Source organism: Pseudomonas sp. NPDC096917, assembly GCF_044762555.1.
Classification (GTDB): Bacteria; Pseudomonadota; Gammaproteobacteria; order Pseudomonadales; family Pseudomonadaceae; genus Aquipseudomonas.
On record NZ_JBIWEO010000012.1, the window covers coordinates 83,805 to 101,108 of the forward strand.

A 17,304-nucleotide genomic window follows, 5' to 3' on the forward strand; every position below is an offset into this window, starting at 1 on the left:
CTACAGGGTTTTGTACAAGGACTATTGATGTACACCCTCGACGACCTTCTCAATCTCATGGCCCGCCTGCGTGACCCGCAATTTGGCTGCCCGTGGGACATCAAACAAACCTACGCTACCCTCGTCCCTTACACCCTGGAAGAAGCCTATGAAGTGGCTGACGCCATTGAGCGCAGCGACTTTGAGCATCTGCAGGGTGAGCTCGGGGATTTACTGTTTCAGGTGGTGTATTACAGCCAACTGGCCCGCGAGGAAGGACGCTTTGAATTTGCCGGGGTGATCGACTGCATTACCCGCAAGTTGATTCGTCGCCATCCCCATGTTTTTCCGACCGGCGATCTGTATGCACCGCTGGATGTACCGCGCCTGAGCGAAGAGCAGGTCAAGGAGCGCTGGGACCAAATCAAGGCTGAGGAGCGCGCAGAAAAATCTGACTCGCCGCAGCAGTTGTCGTTGCTCGATGACGTGCCGGTGGCGCTGCCTGCCTTGTCCCGTGCGGCCAAGTTGCAAAAGCGTGCGGCGCAGGTCGGTTTTGACTGGCCAGCGGCCTTGCCTGTGCTGGACAAGGTGCGTGAAGAGCTGGATGAAGTGCTCCAGGCCATGGCTGAAGACGATACGGCCGCGATCCACGATGAGATTGGCGACCTGCTGTTTTCGGTGGTCAATCTGGCGCGGCATCTAAAAGTTGACCCGGAAACTGCTTTGCGCAGCGCGAATGCTAAATTTGACCGACGTTTCCGGTTTATCGAGCAGGCATTGCGCGATACCCTGCGTCCCATAGAAGATTGCACCCTTGAAGACCTGGACGCTCTGTGGGGCGAAGCCAAGCGCCAGGAAAAGAATGTACCCAGCTGCGGCTGAGTTTGCCTAAGTGAGTAAGTAGATGAGCATTTCCCTACGCGACCAGTTGCTCAAAGCCGGACTGGTCAACGAGAAGCAGGCCAAACAGGCAGGCAAAGAAAAGCAAAAGCAGCAGCGTTTGGCCCACAAAGGCCAGATCGAGCTGGACGATACTCAACAGCGCCTGGCCGCAGAAGCCAAGGCCGAGAAGGTCAAGCGCGACCAGGAATTGAATCGTCAGCAACAGGAAAAGGTCGAGCAAAAGGCTCGTGCTGCGCAGATCAAGCAATTGATCGAAGTGTCGCGTCTGCCCAAGCTGAACACCGAGGATTACTACAACTTTGTTGACGACAAAAAGGTTAAGCGCCTGTCGGTCAACACCTTGATGCGTAACAAGCTGGCCAATGGCTCGCTGGCGATTGTGCAGCATCAGGGCGGCTACGAAGTGATCCCGCGTGAGGCGGCGCTGAAGATCCAGGAGCGCGATCCGCGCCGGATCGTCCAGCTCAACATTCTGGTAGAGCCGAAGACACCAGAAGAAGACGATCCGTACGCGGCGTATCAGATCCCTGACGACCTGATGTGGTAACCGGGTAGTTGGGTGCAGCCAGCCTGTAAACCGGACAAAACAAACCCCGCTTCGGCGGGGTTTGTGTTTTTCAAGACAGTAGTTTCAGTGACTCAGGCGTGGTTTTTTTTCTGCGCTTCAAGCTTTTCCAGCTCAGCTTTATAGTTATGAGCGTCGCTCTCGCGGTGGAACATGCCAACCAATACGTCTTCCTGGTGAACATCCCACAGGTGCACGCCGTGAGCGACAAGCTGATGGAACATACGTGAATCGTCGCGTTCAGTTACTTTGATAGTCATCTGCTTGCTCCAAATTCTGATAAGGGCCTGCGGCAAGACGTCGCAGGACTTCTTTATAGAATTTGTTAGCCTCCTAAGTAAATAGCTTTTTGCAGCGCTGTCATGTTGTTAAAAACCGCAAAACTCTACAGCCCTTTAACGGCGTGGTGTTTACGTGTTTTGCCGATAGTTTTATGACAAATCTTTCATGTTCAAGGCCGTGTAGATCACTCAATCGCTCCTGCGCAGCGAGCTTTCTACAGGGGATAATTGCGCGCGAACCCAAAAACCAAAAAACCCCGCCGAAGCGAGGTTTATCTTGAAGCTTGCAGCTTAAGGCGTGTAGCGGCCTCAGTTGCCCTTGACCGTTTTGCCGTCCACCGTGCCGTCTTGCAGCATGATGTTGTATTCCTTGCCGTCAGTTTCGACCTGCTGCAAGGCGACCAGCAGATAATTCCAGTCCTTGGCGAACCACATAATGGTGGTGCGTTTGTTTTGTGTCGGGTCGCGCACGCGTTCAACCTTGATGGCGTCAATCGTGCCGGCTTTGGTCTGGACTTTATCGCTGCCAAGGACGCGGAAGTCATACGTGTCTACGTCTTCTCCCTCCACTACCTGGTAACTCATGCTTTTTTTGCCGGCAGCGACATCACGCTGCAGGGCCAACTGGTAAGTCGACTTGTCGAGCATGCCACTGAGCAGCGGAACCTTGACCGGGGTTTTGTTTTCGAGGCCGGTGACCATGTTGGCCGCCCAGTCGAAGTCCAGACTAATCTTTTTGGTCTTGCCCAGACCGCCACGCTCGAAGGTGTAGGTGGTTGGGATCAGGCTGTCGTTCTTGACGGTGAAGGTGCTGGATTCCGTGAGGCTGGCGATCATCATCGAGGCCTTGAAACTCAAGGTCCAGACGTTGTTGGCGTCTTTGGTCAGACTGCGCTCGGCAGAGCCGCTCATGGGTAACTGTTTCCAGTCAGCGGTGTAGCTGGCCTGGAAAGGTTTAAGTTCTGCCGCTTGCACTGCTGGAATAGCCAGCAGGCTGAGGGCGAGGAGCAGGGCACGACGCATAATGTCTCCTAGGTTCGTATCAGGTGGCCGCTGGCCGCGAGTAATTGACCGTCTAATAATGCGCCTTGCTCGTCAAGTGACAAGCGACCTTCGGCAAACCAGCGCACTGCAAGCGGATAAATCAGGTGCTCCTGGGTGTGAACCCGTTGCGCCAGACTGTGCGGCGAGTCGTTGGACTCTACCGCAATCACTGCCTGTACGACCAGAGGCCCGCCATCGAGTTCCTCGGTTACAAAGTGCACGCTGCAACCATGCTCGCTGTCACCGGCTTCCAGCGCCCGCTGATGCGTGTGCAAACCCTTGTACTTAGGCAGCAGGGAAGGGTGGATGTTGAGCAGGCGACCCTGATAGTGCCGCACGAAGCCTGCGCTGAGGATGCGCATGAATCCGGCGAGAACCACCAGTTGCGGGTTGAAGGTGTCAATGATTTCGATCAGTGCCGCATCGAAGGCCTCGCGGCCCTCGAATGCTTTGTGATCCAGTACGCGGGTGTCGATACCCGCGTTTTTAGCGCGTTGCAGGCCGTAGGCATCTGCGCGGTTGGAGATCACCGCGCGGATGTTGGCCGGACTGTCCTTGACGTCATTGCTGTCGATCAAGGCCTGCAAGTTGCTGCCGGTGCCGGAAAGCAGCACCACCACATCACAGGTATCAGGCATTAGTGCGCCTTGAGGTTTTGCAGCTCAACCTGTGGTGCACCTTCGGCAGCGGCAGCGATCTGGCCGATAACCCAAGGCTGCTCGCCTGCTTCACGCAGTACGTTCAGTGCGGTTTCAACGTCGGCCTGAGCCACGCAGATCACCATGCCCACGCCGCAGTTCAGCACGCGGTGCATTTCGGTTTCGTTGACGTTGCCTTTTTCTTGCAGCCAGTCGAAGACGGCCGGGCGCTGCCAGCTAGCCACGTCAACCACTGCTTGTGCGCCTTTAGGCAGAACGCGCGGGATGTTGTCGAGCAGGCCACCACCGGTGATGTGGGCCATGGCTTTGACAACGCCGGTTTCTTTGATCAGCTTGAGCAACGGCTTGACGTAGATTCGGGTCGGGGCCATCAGCAGGTCGGTCAGTGGTTTGCCGTCGAGCTGGATGTTTTCGATGTCGGCACCCGACACTTCGATGATCTTGCGGATCAGTGAGTAGCCGTTGGAGTGCGGGCCCGAAGATGGCAGGGCGAGCAGGGCGTCACCGGTTGCCACTTTGGAGCCGTCGATGATTTCTGACTTCTCGACCACGCCCACGCAGAAACCGGCCAAGTCGTAGTCTTCGCCTTCGTACATGCCTGGCATTTCTGCAGTTTCGCCGCCTACCAGCGAGCAACCGGACAATTCGCAGCCAGCGCCGATACCTGTGACCACTTGGGTCGCGGTTTCTACGTTGAGCTTGCCGGTGGCGTAGTAGTCGAGGAAGAACAGAGGCTCTGCGCCGCACACGATCAAGTCGTTAACGCACATGGCCACCAGGTCGATGCCGATGCTGTCGTGCTTGTTCAGGTTCAGTGCCAGACGCAGCTTGGTGCCTACACCGTCGGTACCGGAAACCAGAACAGGCTGCTTGTAACCCGCCGGGATTTCGCAGAGGGCGCCAAAACCGCCGAGGCCGCCCATCACTTCCGGGCGCGCAGTGCGCTTGGCCACGCTCTTGATGCGTTCGACCAATGCTTCACCGGCGTCGATGTCTACACCGGCGTCCTTGTAGCTCAGGGAGGGTTGCTTGCTCATAATCCAGGCCTTTAGGGGGGATTCGGGGGTATCGACCGATCTCAGGGGGCCCGCTTGCAAGTGCTCACTTCATGGAACAGAGCATTTGCAGGGTGCCCGGCTGTCGCCGGTCTGCGAAGGCGCGCGATTTTATCAGGCTTGAAGGGCAGCGGCCATCCTCGGGCCGACAGGCAGGGTTATATCTGTCGAAAAAAACCTTTTTTAGACGTACTGGTTGCTTTGCGCGGCCCTGTATAAGGTATAGCCAATCAGTTTTGAGTGTTTATGACCGCATAAAACTGCAATCTGGACGTGAATGATTTGGCCTAAAGCCTGTCTGAAGCGTTATCGAGTGTTTTTATGCGGCCTTTTAATATTGCCTTTTGCCGTCAGGAATCTTTCATGCGTTTTCATCAATTTATAGCTGTAGGCTGTTTGTCATTGTTTAGTCTTGCGAGTCATGCCCAAATCCTGACGGGTCTGTATCAAGTGCGTGAGCCGGTGGCTAGTCAGTCGCCGGATGAGCGCGCACAAGCCACTCAAAAAGCCCTTGAAACCTTGGTGTTGCGCCTTACGGGCGATGCCAAGGCGATCCAAAGCCCGGCGCTGGAAGCGATCCGCAAAGACCCGCAGCAAATCATCAGCCAGTACGGCTATGACGCTGGCCCGCCTGAAGCCCTGCAAGTGGACTTTGACCCGGTGAGCACCGATCGCGCCTTGCGCCAGGCCGGTTTGTCGCTGTGGGGCACCAACCGGCCCGCGCTACTGGGCTGGTGGCTCAACGATTCGGTCGAGGGTGCCAGCCTGGTCGGTGACGGCCAGTCGGCTGCCGAGCCCTTGCGTCGTGCGGCGCAACATCGCGGGCTGCCGCTGCGCTTGCCGCTGGCTGACCTGAGCGAGCAACTGGTCGGCACGCCTGAAAACCTTGAAGGCTCTAACCCGGCGCCGTTGAAAGAAGCGTCCGAGCGCTACGGCGCCGATGCGCTGTTGGCGGTGCATGCCCATGAAGACGGCGGCCAATGGCAAGCCAAATGGCGCCTGTGGGTGGGGGATCAGCAAGAGCAAGGCAGCGCATCGGCTGCCGATCAGGCGGCATTGGCGGATGCCGTGCTGCTGCAGGTCAGTGAACGACTGGCTGCGCATTATGCGGTCAAGCCGGGCGTTTCAACCGAGCAGTTGCTTCAGGTGCAGGGCATGACGCTGGAGCGCTATGCCCAGCTGGGTCGTCTGCTTGAGCCGTTTGGTGGGCAACTTATTAGCGTGGACGGCGATCGTATTGTTTATCAGGTCAACGGCAGCACCGAACAATTGCGTTCGCAGCTGGGGCTTGCACAGTTGCATGAAGTGCCGGCAGATCAGGTTCAGTCGGTGGCGGCTGATGGGCATGCCCCGGGTGCAGTGGCCGCGTCAGGGCCGAAGCTACGCTTTAGCTGGTAGATCTTTCTCTTCTATATATAAGGACAGGCATTTATGACGGATTCGCGCCGGTGGGTGTGGTGGGGGGGAGCGCTGGTGGCAGCGCTGTTTGTGTATTTCTTGCACCCGATCCTGACGCCTTTTCTGATAGCCATCGTTCTTGCCTACATGTTCGATCCGGTCGTCGACCGTCTCGAAAGGTTCGGCATTTCAAGAACTTGGGGGACTATTACAGTCTTCTCTGTGTTTACCGTCATTCTGGTGACGTTGCTGTTGGTGTTGGTTCCGCTTTTGGCCAAGCAATTGATGAAACTCTATCAACTGGCGCCGCAGGTGCTCGACTGGTTGCAGCACACGGCCATGCCGTGGGTGCAAGCCAAGTTTGGTCTGGGCGATAGTTTCTGGAACTTCGACAAGATCAAGGCAGCGATTACCGAGCACATGGGCCAGGCGGGCGACATCGTCGGTGTGGTGTTGTCGCAGGCGACCGCTTCGAGCCTTGCGTTGGTGGGTTTTTTGGCCAATCTGGTACTGATTCCGGTGGTCGCGTTTTACCTGCTGCGCGACTGGGACATCATGCTGGCCAAGATCCGTAATCTGCTGCCGCGTGATCGCGAAGAGCAAATCGTGTCGCTGGCCAAAGAGTGTCACGACGTACTCGGTGCCTTTGTTCGCGGGCAGTTGCTGGTGATGCTGGCGCTGGGCGTTATCTACTCGGCAGGCTTGATGCTGGTCGGGCTGGAGTTGGGGCTGTTGATTGGTTTGATGGCGGGTCTGGCAGCCATCGTGCCGTACATGGGCTTCATCATCGGTATTGGTGCGGCGCTGATCGCGGGCCTGTTCCAGTTCGGCGGCGACCTCTACCCGATGTTGGGGATTGTTGCGGTGTTTATGGTCGGTCAGGCGCTGGAGGGGATGGTGCTTACACCGTTGCTGGTGGGCGACCGAATCGGCCTGCACCCAGTGGCCGTGATCTTTGCAATTCTGGCGGGTGGCGAATTGTTTGGCTTTACCGGCGTGTTGCTGGCATTGCCGGTGGCGGCAGTGATTATGGTGCTGGTGCGCCATATGCACGATATGTACAAGGATTCGCAGGCTTACAAAGGGGATGAAGAACCTGAGTTGTAGCGCCATCCAACCCTAATAAGAGGCGAGTTCATTTTCCATGGGCTCGTCTTTTTGCTTCTTGTCTGGCCAGTTTTGCCAAAAAAACACCATTCAATTCAAGACGCTAACGCAAACCTTTGATTTTGCTCGTGGTCTGTTACATTGTGCGCCCGGCTACACGGGTATAAACTTTGCAAACTTTACACAGAGGCCACTAACGGTTCGTTTGAACTGTTCAGTCAGCATGAAACCGATTCAGCTGCCCCTAGGTGTGCGTCTGCGTGATGACGCTACCTTCATAAATTACTATCCAGGCGCCAATGCCGCTGCACTCGGCTATGTCGAGCGTCTGTGCGAAGCCGACGCCGGCTGGACTGAAAGTCTGATCTATCTGTGGGGCAAGCAGGGTGTAGGACGCACGCACTTGTTGCAGGCCGCCTGCCTGCGTTTTGAGCAGTTGGGCGAGCCAGCGGTGTATCTGCCGTTGGCTGAGTTACTCGATCGCGGCATCGAGATTCTCGACAATCTTGAACAGTACGAGCTGGTTTGCCTGGATGACCTTCAGGCGGTGGCCGGACGGGCTGACTGGGAAGAAGCGCTGTTTCACTTGTTCAATCGTCTGCGTGACAGCGGGCGCCGTCTGTTGATCGCCGCGTCGGCTTCGCCGCGTGAACTGCCGATCAAACTGGCCGACCTCAAATCACGCCTCACCCTGGCGCTGGTTTTTCAAATGCGCCCCTTGTCTGATGAAGACAAATTGCGTGCCTTGCAACTTCGCGCATCGCGCCGCGGGCTGCACCTGACTGATGAAGTCGGGCATTTCATCCTCACTCGCGGTACGCGCAGCATGAGTGCGTTGTTCGAATTGCTCGAGCGCCTCGATCAGGCTTCCTTGCAGGCACAGCGCAAGCTGACAATCCCCTTCTTGAAAGAAACGCTTGGCTGGTAAGTGCTGAAAACATTCCCTGTCGGCGCGAGCGTGCTGGCGATTTTTTTTGGCATAAAAGATCGTCAGACAAGCTGATTGCGCAGGGGTTGGCAGCTTTCAGGCGCCAGAAAACCTGCGTGTCAGACGGGGTGTCTACGCAAAATCTATTGTCAGGGGTGTAAAACCTTAGATGTCACGTGAAATCGACTAAGTCACATTTATATCGATTGAATTTGCAAATGAGGATCATAGAAGGCATAGTCGCGGCTACTTTTCTGACAAGCCACGGTCGTGCCCATGCTAAAGCGCTTCGCACCCCTCGTGCCTCTCGCACTTGTTACCCTGCTGTTCGGCTGCGCTGCGCACACGCCAGTGTCCCAGCAAGTGACCGACACTCAGGTTCAAAAGTCATCTTCGTCGCAGGCTTCCGCTCTTTATCAGGAAGAACTGGCGACTGAAAAAGAACTGGCTCAATTTGCCGCAAACAGCAAGCCTTACGAACTGCCAGCCTTGGCTGACAGCATTCTTGAGCGCGGTATGTCCTTGATCGGTACCCGTTACCGTTTTGGCGGCACCTCTGAAGCCGGTTTCGATTGCAGTGGCTTCATCGGCTATCTGTTCAAAGAAGAGGCGGGCATGCAATTGCCGCGCTCGACGCGTGAAATGATCAACGTAAATGCACCGTTGGTCGCACGAAACAACCTTAAACCAGGTGACTTGCTGTTCTTCAGCACCAATGGCCGTGGGCGCGTCAGCCACGCCGGGATTTACCTGGGTGACGACCAGTTTATCCACTCCAGCAGCCGCCGCAGCGGTGGTGTGCGGATCGACAGCCTGGGTGACAGCTACTGGAACAAGACCTTTATTGAAGCCAAGCGCGCGCTGGCGATGGCGCCAACCAGCGTAGTGGCCCGCAAGTAAAGTTAAAGTCTTACTTGAAGTTTGGCCTCTAAGGTCTAGAATTCAGTCGCAATGTTAAATTCTTGAAGCCGCGCAGGTGCCCCCTGTCGCGGCTTCAGGTTTCGCGGCCCCAGTAGCCGTATCCAGAAGCAGGAACGTTCTGTTTATGTCGACTATGGCTCGCGTTGCACTTATCACGTTAGCAGCACTGCTCAGTGCTTGCGCCAACCGTCCGGCGCCAGCCCCTGTGGTCGCCCAAAAGCCGATATTTTCCAAACCCGATGAAACGTCTCCGATGGCTGCGGATGTGTTGTTCCGTGCCTTCAGTTTGGTCGGCACGCCTTATCGCTGGGGGGGTAATACTCCGGACTCGGGTTTTGATTGCAGTGGCTTGATCAAGTACGTCTATAACGACGTCGCGGGTATCTCGTTGCCGCGAACCACGCGCGAAATGATCGTGATGCGGGCGCAGAGTGTCGGCCAGGATCAACTGCAAACGGGTGACTTGCTGTTCTTCGCCACAGGCGGCGGCACGCAGGTTAGCCATGCCGGAATCTACGTGGGTGAAGGCCGCTTCGTGCATGCGCCCGCCACGGGCGGCACGGTCAAGCTGGACAGCCTGAACAAAGCCTACTGGCAAAAAGCCTATTTGAACGCCAAGCGCGTCCTGCCGACCGAGCAGCATTTGGCGCAGTTGCCTTAATCTAAAGCACAAGCTCCTCACCCCAGGCCTCTCCTTCGGGAGATGGCTGGGGTGAGGGCGTTTTTGATCTTAGGGCTTACTTGCCCGACACCCGCCAAATCTTGTTGCCGACATCATCGGCCACCAGCAAGTCCCCCTGCTTATCGATCACAACCCCAACCGGTCGGCCCATGGCTTTTTCGTCTGCGCTGAGGAATCCGGTCAGCACATCAATCGGCATGCCTGCAGGTTTACCGTCAGTAAACGGCACGAAAATCACCTTGTAGCCACTGTGCGGCTTGCGGTTCCATGAGCCGTGCTGGCCAATGAACGCCCCGTCGGTAAAGTTCGGCAACTGGCTGTTTTTAGCAAAGCTGAGGCCCAGCGAGGCCGTGTGCGGGCCCACTGCGTAGTCTGGCGCAATTGCTTTGGCGACCAAATCGAGGTTTTGCGGGCTGACCCGCGTATCGACATGTTGCCCGTAATAGCTGTAGGGCCAGCCGTAAAAGCCGCCATCCTTCACGGAGGTGATGTAGTCGGGCACCAGATCGCTGCCAATTTCGTCGCGTTCGTTCACTGCGGTCCACAGTTTGCCGGTCTTGGGCTCCCAGTCCATGCCATTAGGGTTGCGCAGCCCTGAGGCAAAAATACGGTGGCTACCCGTCGCGGGGTCGACCTCCCAGATCGCGGCGCGACCTTCTTCGTTGTCCAGGCCGTTTTCGCCAACGTTGCTGTTGGAGCCCACGCTCACGTAGAGCTTTTTGCCGTCGGGGCTGGCGATGACGTTTTTGGTCCAGTGATGGTTTATCGGTCCGCCCGGCAGGTCGACAATTTTGGTCGGTGGCGCGCTGATCGAGTTCTCACCTGTTTGATAAGGGAAGCGCAGCAGCTTGTCTGCATCCGCTACATACAGGTCGTTGCCCACCAGGGTCATGCCAAATGGTGAGTTCAGGTTGTCGATAAACACCGTACGGGTTTCAGCCACGCCATCGTGATTGGCGTCGCGCAGCAGGGTGATCCGGTTCGCGCTCGGAACACCCGCCCCGGCCCGGCCCATGACTTTTTCCATCACCCAGCCACGAATCCCTTTGCTGTCATCGGGCTTGGGGGGCGCGTTGGTCTCGGCGACCAGTACATCGCCATTGGGTAGCACATACAGCCAGCGCGGATGGTCAAGGCCATCTGCAAACGCCTGCACTTGCAAACCTTCTGCTGCCACCGGCTTGGTGCCCGCTGGCCAGCCAATGGCCGGGGCGATGTTAACGGTGGGTATCAGCGTCTTGTTCGGCTCTGGCAGCTTGGGTGAGGGGCCGGTGCCGTCGGTGACTTGCAGCGTCGAACTCTCGCCGCAGGCTGCCAACCCTGCCGCTAAAACGATGACAACAGCGTGCTGGCGTTTAAGCATGTGGATCTCCATGAGTTTTTTTGTCGTGTTAGTCATAGAGGAGCGTAGTTGGCGAAGGTTCAGGTCGCAGTAATCCTTTGGCAAGCGGACCCGCACCTTTAATTGACGCTCCACCCCCAACCCTCTAACCTTCGCGGCTTGTTTCAGGTGCTCTGCAACTCAAGGTTGGCCGAGTGAAACAGGGAAGCCGGTGAAAGCGTGTTTAACCACACAACCGCTTTGATCCCGGCGCTGCCCCCGCAACGGTAAATGAGTCAACATCACGCCCGATGCCACTGTGTTTAATGCACGGGAAGGCGCGTGGTGAGGCTGCGTTTTATGTGTAAAAACGCCCCGCTCATGAGCCCGGAGACCGGCCTGATCCATCCAGCACCCTCGCGGCGGGCGTAGGTGTGTCGTTTTTTAATGAATCCTCCCGCCTCCCGTTTGCTTAATTCAGCCCCAACGGAGAGCTGCCATGAACGAATCCCCCGAACGCGACGAGCGTCATCTGGCGCGCATGTTGCGCAAAAAAGCAGTGATGGACGAGCGCATTGCCAGTGCCCCTAACGAGTGTGGCCTGTTGCTGGTGTTGACCGGCAATGGCAAAGGCAAAAGCAGTTCGGCTTTTGGCATGTTGGCCCGGGCCATGGGCCATGGCCTGCAATGCGGCGTGGTGCAGTTCATCAAGGGCCGTAACAGCACCGGCGAAGAGATGTTTTTCCGTCGCTTTCCTGAACAAGTGCGCTATCACGTGATGGGCGAAGGCTTTACCTGGGAAACTCAGGACCGCCAGCGTGACATCGTGGCAGCTGAGGCGGCGTGGGAAGTGTCTCGCGAGATGCTGCGTGATCCGTCCATTGGGCTGGTGGTGCTGGATGAGCTGAACATTGCACTCAAACACGGCTACCTCGACCTCGAGCAAGTGCTGAGCGACCTGCAAGCCCGTCCGCCGATGCAGCATGTGCTGGTCACCGGGCGTGGCGCTAAACCTGAGCTGATTGATCTGGCCGATACCGTAACTGAAATGGGTGTGATCAAGCATGCATTTCAGGCCGGGATCAAGGCCCAGAAAGGCATTGAATTGTGAGTGTTCAAGCATGAGAGAGTCGCGTCATTGCCCGGCGGTACTGATCGCCGCGCCGGCTTCCGGTCAGGGCAAGACCACCGTCACCGCCGCTTTGGCCCGATTGCATCGCAATCAAGGGCGCAAGGTACGGGTATTCAAATGTGGCCCGGATTTCCTCGACCCCATGATCCTCGAGCGCGCCAGCGGTGCGCCGGTGTATCAGGTGGATTTGTGGATGGTTGGCGCCGATGAAAGCCGTCGCTTGCTGTGGGAAGCGGCCGGTGAAGCGGACCTGATTCTGATCGAAGGCGTGATGGGGCTGTTCGACGGCACGCCGTCCAGCGCCGATCTGGCGCGTCATTTCGGCGTGCCGGTGTTGGGGGTGATTGATGGCACCGCCATGGCCCAGACCTTCGGCGCGTTGGCCTTGGGGCTGGCGCGTTATCAGCCGGACCTGCCGTTTGCCGGGGTGCTGGCTAACCGGGTCGGTACGGTGCGTCATGCGCAGTTGCTCGAAGGCAGCCTGACTGAAGGCTTGCGCTGGTACGGCGCATTGTCCCGCGAGACCGGGATTGAGCTGCCAAGCCGGCATTTAGGTCTGGTGCAAGCCAGCGAATTGAATGACCTGGATGCGCGCCTCGATGCGGCGGCCAACGCCCTGGCCAGCACCTGCGAGGTAGCGCTGCCACCGGCGGTGGAGTTTGCAGCCCCGCAACCTGTTGCCGTTGAGCCGTTACTGGCCGGGGTGCGGATTGCTGTGGCGCGCGATGAAGCCTTTGCCTTTACCTATGGCGCGAGCCTGGCGCTGTTGCGCGACATGGGCGCCGAACTGGTGTTTTTCTCGCCGATTCGCGACACGCAGCTGCCTGGCGCTGACAGTCTGTATTTGCCGGGCGGCTACCCCGAGTTGCATCACCTTGAGCTGTCGCGCAACACGTCGATGCTGGATGCAATCCGTGCTCACCATCAAGCAGGCAAGCCCTTGCTGGCCGAATGTGGCGGCATGCTCTATCTGCTGGATGCCTTGACCGACGTCGACGGTCAGCGCGCCGAGTTGGTCGGCCTGCTCAAGGGCGAGGCGACCATGCAAAAACGCTTGGCGGCTCTGGCTTTGCAGGCCGTTGAGATGCCCGAAGGCCTGTTGCGCGGACACACCTATCATCACTCGCTGACCAGCACCGAACTTGAGCCTGTCGCACGTGGCCTGAGCCCCAATGGCGGGCGTGGTGCGGAGGCGGTGTATCGCGAAGGGCGTATGACAGCGTCTTATGTGCACTTTTACTTTCCGTCCAATCCCCAGGCCATGGCTGCGTTGTTCGCGCCGTGCGCCGTGAAGGTGTCATGAGCGACAACGCATTTAGTCCTGAAGAGAAGGCCGCGGTGTACCGGGCCATTGCTGAGCGCCGCGACATGCGGCATTTCAGCGGGGGCAGCGTGGCCCCTGAGTTGTTGGCACGTGTGCTGGAAGCCGCGCATCAGGCGCCGAGTGTGGGCCTGATGCAGCCGTGGCGGTTTATCCGCATCACTGACCGCGAACTGCGCGGCAAGATTCAAGCGGTCGTTGAAGACGAGCGGGTCCGCACCGCCGAGGCGCTGGGTGAGCGGTCGGATGAATTCATGACCCTCAAGGTTGAAGGCATCAACGATTGCGCCGAGGTGCTGGTGGCGGCGTTGATGGATGACCGCGAAAAGCATATTTTCGGCCGCCGTACGCTGCCGGAAATGGACATGGCGTCGTTGTCTTGCGCCATTCAAAACCTGTGGCTGGCCGCGCGCGTGGAAGGCCTGGGCATGGGCTGGGTGTCGTTGTTCGAGCCGCAGGCCCTGGCGGATTTACTGGGGTTGCCCGCAGGTGCCAAGCCACTGGCGGTGTTGTGCCTGGGCCCGGTCGAGGCATTTTATCCGGCGCCCATGCTGGTGCTGGAGGGGTGGGCGCAAGCGCGTCCGCTGAGTGAGTTGGTCTACGAGAATTTTTGGGGAGTAAAGCCATGAGTGTGGCGTTGTTGTGCGTTGCCGGGGTGGCGTTGGATGCGCTGCTCGGCGAGCCTAAACGCTGGCATCCGCTGGTTGCGTTTGGCCGCATGGCTGACCGTATCGAGCAGCGTTTCAATTCGGGTGGGCGGGGCTGGCGTAGCCATGGCGTGACCGCCTGGGTGCTGGCGGTATTGCCTCTGACCCTTCTGGCCACCGCTTTGTCGTGGCTGCCTTATATCGGCTGGCTGGTGGAGATTGTGGCGCTGTACTGCGCGTTGGGCATGCGCAGCCTGGGTGAACACGTGCAGCCGGTTGCCGAGGCGTTGCGCGCCAATGATCTGGACGAGGCCCGCACGCGGGTCGGGTATTTGGTCAGTCGGCAAACCAGTGAGCTGGATTCGACCGAAGTGGCGCGCGCGGCCACAGAGTCGGTGCTGGAAAACGGCAGTGATGCGGTGTTCGCCGCCTTGTTCTGGTTTGCAGTGGCTGGCGCGCCGGGCGTGGTGCTCTACCGTTTAAGCAACACCCTGGATGCGATGTGGGGCTATCGCAACGAGCGTTTTGAGCGTTTTGGCTGGGCCGCCGCGCGCATTGACGATGTACTTAACTATATTCCTGCACGACTGGTGGCGTTGACCTACGCCTTGCTGGGCAAGACGCGCTTGGCGATGAAGTGCTGGCGTGAACAGGCGCCGCAGTGGGACAGCCCCAATGCCGGGCCGGTCATGGCGGCGGGGGCAGGTGCGCTGGGTGTCGAGCTGGGCGGTGCGGCGATTTATCACGGTGAGCTGCACGAACGTCCACAGCTGGGTGAAGGCGTGCCGGCCGACGCTGACTCAATCGGCCGCGGCTGGCAGTTGGTACAACGCGGTGTGTGGCTGTGGTTACTGATCCTGTGTGTGGGGAGTGAGTTCTATGCTTGAGCACGGCGGGCGTTTACGTCAGGCGGCCTTGCACTACGGCATTGCCGAGTCGGCCTGGCTGGACTTGTCCAGCGGTCTGGCACCCTGGCCTTTTGCGATTCCTCCTATCCCGGAACGGGCCTGGGCGCGTTTGCCGGAAACCGATGACGGGCTGGAGCAAGCGGCCTGCCTGTATTACGGCGCGCAAAATGTCTTGCCGGTGCCGGGCTCGCAATGTGCGATCCAATTACTGCCGCGGCTGCGCCGCAGTGGCAAGGTGGGCGTGCTGTCGCCGTGTTACGCCGAACATGCCGAAGCCTGGCGGCGCAGCGGACACATCGTGCGCGAAGTTATGGATCAGGAAGTCGACTTTTACCTCGACACGCTGGATGTGCTGGTGGTGGTGAACCCCAATAATCCCACGGGCTTGAACCTGTCCCCCGAGCGTTTGCTGGAATGGCACGCACGGCTGGCGCAGCGCGGTGGTTGGCTGGTGGTGGACGAAGCCTTCATGGACAACACCCCCGACTTGAGCCTGGCGGCTGAGACCTGGCGCACCGGGTTGATTGTGTTGCGTTCATTCGGCAAGTTTTTTGGCCTGGCAGGCGTGCGTTTAGGCTTTGTGCTGGCCGAACTCAGGTTGCTCAAGCTGTTGGCCGAACAGGTCGGGCCCTGGGCTGTCAGTGGCCCGACCCGCATTGTGGGGCAGGCGTGCCTGCTGGACACCGCTAACCAAGCCCTGCAGCGCGAACGCACGGCGCTGGCCAGTGGGCGCTTGCAGCGATTGCTGGGCCTGCATGATTTGCTTGCGCAAGGCGGTTGCGCCCTGTTCCAGTGGCTGATCACGCCGCATGCCGAGCGTCTTTACGACTTTATGGCGCAGCGCGGGATTTTGCTGCGCCTGTTTACCAGCAACAGCAGCGTACGGTTTGGCCTGCCTGGCGATGAGGCCGACTGGTTGAGGCTGGAACAGGCGTTGCAGGCCTATACCCAAGTGTCCACTAAGGGAGTGTCATGAGCACATTGATGGTGCAGGGCACCACGTCCGATGCCGGAAAAAGTACGTTGGTCACGGCCTTGTGCCGCTGGCTGACCCGCCAAGGTGTGCGCGTCGTGCCTTTCAAGCCGCAGAACATGGCGCTCAACAGTGCCGTGACGGCTGAAGGTGGCGAGATTGGCCGCGCCCAGGCCGTTCAGGCGCAGGCTGCCGGGCTGGCGCCGCACACCGACATGAACCCGGTGCTGCTCAAGCCCAATAGCGATACCGGCGCGCAAGTGATTATTCATGGTCGCGCGGTCACCAGCATGAATGCAGTGGCCTACCACGACTACAAGGCCATCGCCATGCAGGCAGTGCTGGCCTCGCATCAACGCTTGAGCGCCGCGTACCCGGTGGTCATGGTTGAGGGCGCGGGCTCTCCGGCCGAAATCAATTTACGCGCCGGTGATATTGCCAACATGGGCTTTGCCGAAGCGGTGGATTGTCCGGTGGTGCTGATTGCCGACATTAACCGAGGCGGGGTGTTTGCGCATTTGGTTGGCACGCTTGAACTGCTGTCAGAGACCGAGCAGGCGCGGGTCAAAGGTTTCATCATCAATCGCTTTCGCGGTGACATTGCTTTGCTGCAACCGGGCCTCGACTGGCTGGAGCAGCGCACAGGCAAGCCGGTGATCGGCGTGCTGCCTTACGTGCTGGACCTGCACCTTGAAGCCGAAGACGGCATCGATCAGCGCCAGACCGACAAGGCTGACCAGGTGCTCAAAGTGGTGGTGCCGGTGTTGCCGCGCATCAGCAATCACACTGACTTCGACCCGTTGCGCCTGCACCCGCAGGTGGACTTGCAGTTTGTCGGGCCGGGTCAGCCTATTCCTCCCGCGGACTTGATCATCCTGCCAGGCTCAAAAAGCGTGCGCAGTGATTTGGCCTATTTGCGCGCCAATGGTTGGGACGCGGCGATCCGTCGGCATTTGCGCTACGGCGGCAAAGTGCTGGGCATTTGCGGCGGCTTGCAGATGCTCGGCGAGCAGGTGGATGATCCGCTGGGGCTAGAAGGCACGGCGGGCTCCAGCGATGGCTTGGGTTTGCTGGCATTGCGCACCGAACTGGCGGCCGAGAAACAACTGCGTAATGTGCGTGGACGTTTGGTCTTGGAGAACGCCGAGGTCAGCGGCTACGAAATTCACGCTGGCGTCACCACGGGCGTGGCGCTGGAACAAGCGGTGGTGCGTCTGGATGATGGCCGTTGTGACGGTGCGCAAAGTGCTGACGGGCAAATCCTTGGCACCTACCTGCACGGCTTATTCGAGTCGCCCGCCGCCTGTAGCGCCTTGTTGCGCTGGGCCGGTTTGCAGGACGTGCAGCAGGTGGACTACCACGCCCTGCGCGAGCGCGACATCGAGCGCCTGGCAGACATGGTCGAGAAACACCTTGATACCGCGTACCTGCGCGAACTGTGCGGGATCTGAAACGTTAAATCCCGTTTAGGCGCGAGCTT

Annotated in this window: 18 protein-coding genes and 1 riboswitch; of the genes, 13 read left to right on the forward strand and 5 right to left on the reverse strand. The window is 58.7% G+C overall.

The genetic code is table 11. The annotated features are described in order from the left end of the window. Nucleotides 1-27: 27 nt before the first annotated feature. Both mazG and ACIQYF_RS15665 read left to right on the forward strand, forming a co-directional pair. The gene (gene mazG, locus ACIQYF_RS15660) at nucleotides 28-861 is read left to right on the forward strand and encodes a nucleoside triphosphate pyrophosphohydrolase (RefSeq protein WP_402863429.1); all 834 of its coding nucleotides are present in this window, start codon (nucleotides 28-30) and stop codon (nucleotides 859-861) included. A 22-nt stretch (nucleotides 862-883) separates the two neighbouring features. Beyond that, nucleotides 884-1,429, forward strand: coding sequence for a DUF2058 domain-containing protein (locus ACIQYF_RS15665; protein ID WP_016779855.1), 546 nt, complete (start codon nucleotides 884-886; stop codon nucleotides 1,427-1,429). Nucleotides 1,430-1,521: 92 nt separating this feature from the next. Here the strand turns inward: ACIQYF_RS15665 and ACIQYF_RS15670 are convergent, their stop codons facing one another. The 4 genes from ACIQYF_RS15670 to purM form a co-directional block, all read right to left on the reverse strand. Beyond that, nucleotides 1,522-1,707 (reverse strand): hypothetical protein, encoded by a 186-nt coding sequence (locus tag ACIQYF_RS15670; RefSeq protein ID WP_402863433.1) that lies wholly within the window; start codon nucleotides 1,705-1,707, stop codon nucleotides 1,522-1,524. A 330-nt stretch (nucleotides 1,708-2,037) separates the two neighbouring features. Beyond that, nucleotides 2,038-2,751 carry a DUF3108 domain-containing protein gene (locus tag ACIQYF_RS15675; protein WP_402863436.1) on the reverse strand — a complete coding sequence of 238 codons (714 nt, stop codon included), beginning with the start codon at nucleotides 2,749-2,751 and terminating at the stop codon, nucleotides 2,038-2,040. 8 nt (nucleotides 2,752-2,759) lie between these two features. Next, entirely contained in the window at nucleotides 2,760-3,410 is a 651-nt protein-coding gene (gene purN / locus ACIQYF_RS15680) for a phosphoribosylglycinamide formyltransferase (protein WP_402863439.1), read from the reverse strand. Further along, the gene (purM, locus tag ACIQYF_RS15685) at nucleotides 3,410-4,468 is read right to left on the reverse strand and encodes a phosphoribosylformylglycinamidine cyclo-ligase (RefSeq protein ID WP_322238802.1); all 1,059 of its coding nucleotides are present in this window, start codon (nucleotides 4,466-4,468) and stop codon (nucleotides 3,410-3,412) included. Before purM ends, purN begins: the two co-directional genes overlap by 1 nt. A 381-nt stretch (nucleotides 4,469-4,849) precedes the next feature. Between purM and ACIQYF_RS15690 the strand changes: the two genes are divergently transcribed. The 5 genes from ACIQYF_RS15690 (at nucleotide 4,850) to ACIQYF_RS15710 (ending at nucleotide 9,501) form a co-directional block, all read left to right on the forward strand. Further along, the gene (locus ACIQYF_RS15690; protein ID WP_402863444.1) at nucleotides 4,850-5,884 is read left to right on the forward strand and encodes a DUF2066 domain-containing protein; all 1,035 of its coding nucleotides are present in this window, start codon (nucleotides 4,850-4,852) and stop codon (nucleotides 5,882-5,884) included. 33 nt (nucleotides 5,885-5,917) lie between these two features. After that, entirely contained in the window at nucleotides 5,918-6,991 is a 1,074-nt protein-coding gene (locus tag ACIQYF_RS15695) for an AI-2E family transporter (RefSeq protein ID WP_402863447.1), read from the forward strand. Between the two features lie 223 nt (nucleotides 6,992-7,214). Then, complete coding sequence (hda, locus tag ACIQYF_RS15700; RefSeq protein ID WP_322238808.1) at nucleotides 7,215-7,919, forward strand: DnaA regulatory inactivator Hda; 705 nt, start codon at nucleotides 7,215-7,217, stop codon at nucleotides 7,917-7,919. Between the two features lie 276 nt (nucleotides 7,920-8,195). After that, the gene (locus tag ACIQYF_RS15705; RefSeq protein ID WP_402863451.1) at nucleotides 8,196-8,819 is read left to right on the forward strand and encodes a C40 family peptidase; all 624 of its coding nucleotides are present in this window, start codon (nucleotides 8,196-8,198) and stop codon (nucleotides 8,817-8,819) included. 145 nt (nucleotides 8,820-8,964) lie between these two features. Next, complete coding sequence (locus ACIQYF_RS15710; protein WP_402863454.1) at nucleotides 8,965-9,501, forward strand: NlpC/P60 family protein; 537 nt, start codon at nucleotides 8,965-8,967, stop codon at nucleotides 9,499-9,501. 76 nt (nucleotides 9,502-9,577) lie between these two features. On the opposite strand, the gene ACIQYF_RS15715 is transcribed toward ACIQYF_RS15710, so the two are convergent. After that, entirely contained in the window at nucleotides 9,578-10,885 is a 1,308-nt protein-coding gene (locus ACIQYF_RS15715) for a PQQ-dependent sugar dehydrogenase (RefSeq protein WP_402863457.1), read from the reverse strand. A 128-nt stretch (nucleotides 10,886-11,013) separates the two neighbouring features. Beyond that, nucleotides 11,014-11,261, forward strand: a riboswitch (cobalamin riboswitch). Between the two features lie 81 nt (nucleotides 11,262-11,342). On the opposite strand from ACIQYF_RS15715, the gene cobO reads away from it, so the two are divergent. From cobO to ACIQYF_RS15745, 6 genes are read left to right on the forward strand one after another with little or no spacing between them, the layout of a single operon-like run. Next, nucleotides 11,343-11,954: a cob(I)yrinic acid a,c-diamide adenosyltransferase gene (cobO, locus tag ACIQYF_RS15720; protein WP_402863460.1), complete on the forward strand. Its 612-nt coding sequence runs from the start codon at nucleotides 11,343-11,345 to the stop codon at nucleotides 11,952-11,954. 10 nt (nucleotides 11,955-11,964) lie between these two features. Then, nucleotides 11,965-13,278 carry a cobyrinate a,c-diamide synthase gene (locus tag ACIQYF_RS15725; protein ID WP_402863463.1) on the forward strand — a complete coding sequence of 438 codons (1,314 nt, stop codon included), beginning with the start codon at nucleotides 11,965-11,967 and terminating at the stop codon, nucleotides 13,276-13,278. Further along, entirely contained in the window at nucleotides 13,275-13,925 is a 651-nt protein-coding gene (bluB, locus tag ACIQYF_RS15730) for a 5,6-dimethylbenzimidazole synthase (protein WP_402863466.1), read from the forward strand. Before ACIQYF_RS15725 ends, bluB begins: the two co-directional genes overlap by 4 nt. After that, on the forward strand, nucleotides 13,922-14,830 hold the full coding sequence (gene cbiB / locus ACIQYF_RS15735) for an adenosylcobinamide-phosphate synthase CbiB (protein WP_402863469.1): 909 nt from the start codon (nucleotides 13,922-13,924) through the stop codon (nucleotides 14,828-14,830). The genes bluB and cbiB overlap by 4 nt, the downstream gene beginning before the upstream one ends. Continuing rightward, complete coding sequence (gene cobD, locus ACIQYF_RS15740) at nucleotides 14,823-15,827, forward strand: threonine-phosphate decarboxylase CobD (RefSeq protein WP_402863472.1); 1,005 nt, start codon at nucleotides 14,823-14,825, stop codon at nucleotides 15,825-15,827. The genes cbiB and cobD overlap by 8 nt, the downstream gene beginning before the upstream one ends. Further along, the gene (locus ACIQYF_RS15745; protein ID WP_402863475.1) at nucleotides 15,824-17,275 is read left to right on the forward strand and encodes a cobyric acid synthase; all 1,452 of its coding nucleotides are present in this window, start codon (nucleotides 15,824-15,826) and stop codon (nucleotides 17,273-17,275) included. Before cobD ends, ACIQYF_RS15745 begins: the two co-directional genes overlap by 4 nt. Nucleotides 17,276-17,304 lie beyond the last annotated feature (29 nt).

Excerpts from the sequence above, each read along its gene's own strand:
- mazG (WP_402863429.1), top strand. The coding sequence starts at position 28 with ATGTACACCCTCGACGACCTTCTCAATCTCATGGCCCGCCTGCGTGAC.
- ACIQYF_RS15665 (WP_016779855.1), top strand. The coding sequence starts at position 884 with ATGAGCATTTCCCTACGCGACCAGTTGCTCAAAGCCGGACTGGTCAAC.
- ACIQYF_RS15670 (WP_402863433.1), bottom strand. The coding sequence starts at position 1,707 with ATGACTATCAAAGTAACTGAACGCGACGATTCACGTATGTTCCATCAG.
- ACIQYF_RS15675 (WP_402863436.1), bottom strand. The coding sequence starts at position 2,751 with ATGCGTCGTGCCCTGCTCCTCGCCCTCAGCCTGCTGGCTATTCCAGCA.
- purN (WP_402863439.1), bottom strand. The coding sequence starts at position 3,410 with ATGCCTGATACCTGTGATGTGGTGGTGCTGCTTTCCGGCACCGGCAGC.
- purM (WP_322238802.1), bottom strand. The coding sequence starts at position 4,468 with ATGAGCAAGCAACCCTCCCTGAGCTACAAGGACGCCGGTGTAGACATC.
- ACIQYF_RS15690 (WP_402863444.1), top strand. The coding sequence starts at position 4,850 with ATGCGTTTTCATCAATTTATAGCTGTAGGCTGTTTGTCATTGTTTAGT.
- ACIQYF_RS15695 (WP_402863447.1), top strand. The coding sequence starts at position 5,918 with ATGACGGATTCGCGCCGGTGGGTGTGGTGGGGGGGAGCGCTGGTGGCA.
- hda (WP_322238808.1), top strand. The coding sequence starts at position 7,215 with ATGAAACCGATTCAGCTGCCCCTAGGTGTGCGTCTGCGTGATGACGCT.
- ACIQYF_RS15705 (WP_402863451.1), top strand. The coding sequence starts at position 8,196 with ATGCTAAAGCGCTTCGCACCCCTCGTGCCTCTCGCACTTGTTACCCTG.
- ACIQYF_RS15710 (WP_402863454.1), top strand. The coding sequence starts at position 8,965 with ATGTCGACTATGGCTCGCGTTGCACTTATCACGTTAGCAGCACTGCTC.
- ACIQYF_RS15715 (WP_402863457.1), bottom strand. The coding sequence starts at position 10,885 with ATGCTTAAACGCCAGCACGCTGTTGTCATCGTTTTAGCGGCAGGGTTG.
- cobO (WP_402863460.1), top strand. The coding sequence starts at position 11,343 with ATGAACGAATCCCCCGAACGCGACGAGCGTCATCTGGCGCGCATGTTG.
- ACIQYF_RS15725 (WP_402863463.1), top strand. The coding sequence starts at position 11,965 with ATGAGAGAGTCGCGTCATTGCCCGGCGGTACTGATCGCCGCGCCGGCT.
- bluB (WP_402863466.1), top strand. The coding sequence starts at position 13,275 with ATGAGCGACAACGCATTTAGTCCTGAAGAGAAGGCCGCGGTGTACCGG.
- cbiB (WP_402863469.1), top strand. The coding sequence starts at position 13,922 with ATGAGTGTGGCGTTGTTGTGCGTTGCCGGGGTGGCGTTGGATGCGCTG.
- cobD (WP_402863472.1), top strand. The coding sequence starts at position 14,823 with ATGCTTGAGCACGGCGGGCGTTTACGTCAGGCGGCCTTGCACTACGGC.
- ACIQYF_RS15745 (WP_402863475.1), top strand. The coding sequence starts at position 15,824 with ATGAGCACATTGATGGTGCAGGGCACCACGTCCGATGCCGGAAAAAGT.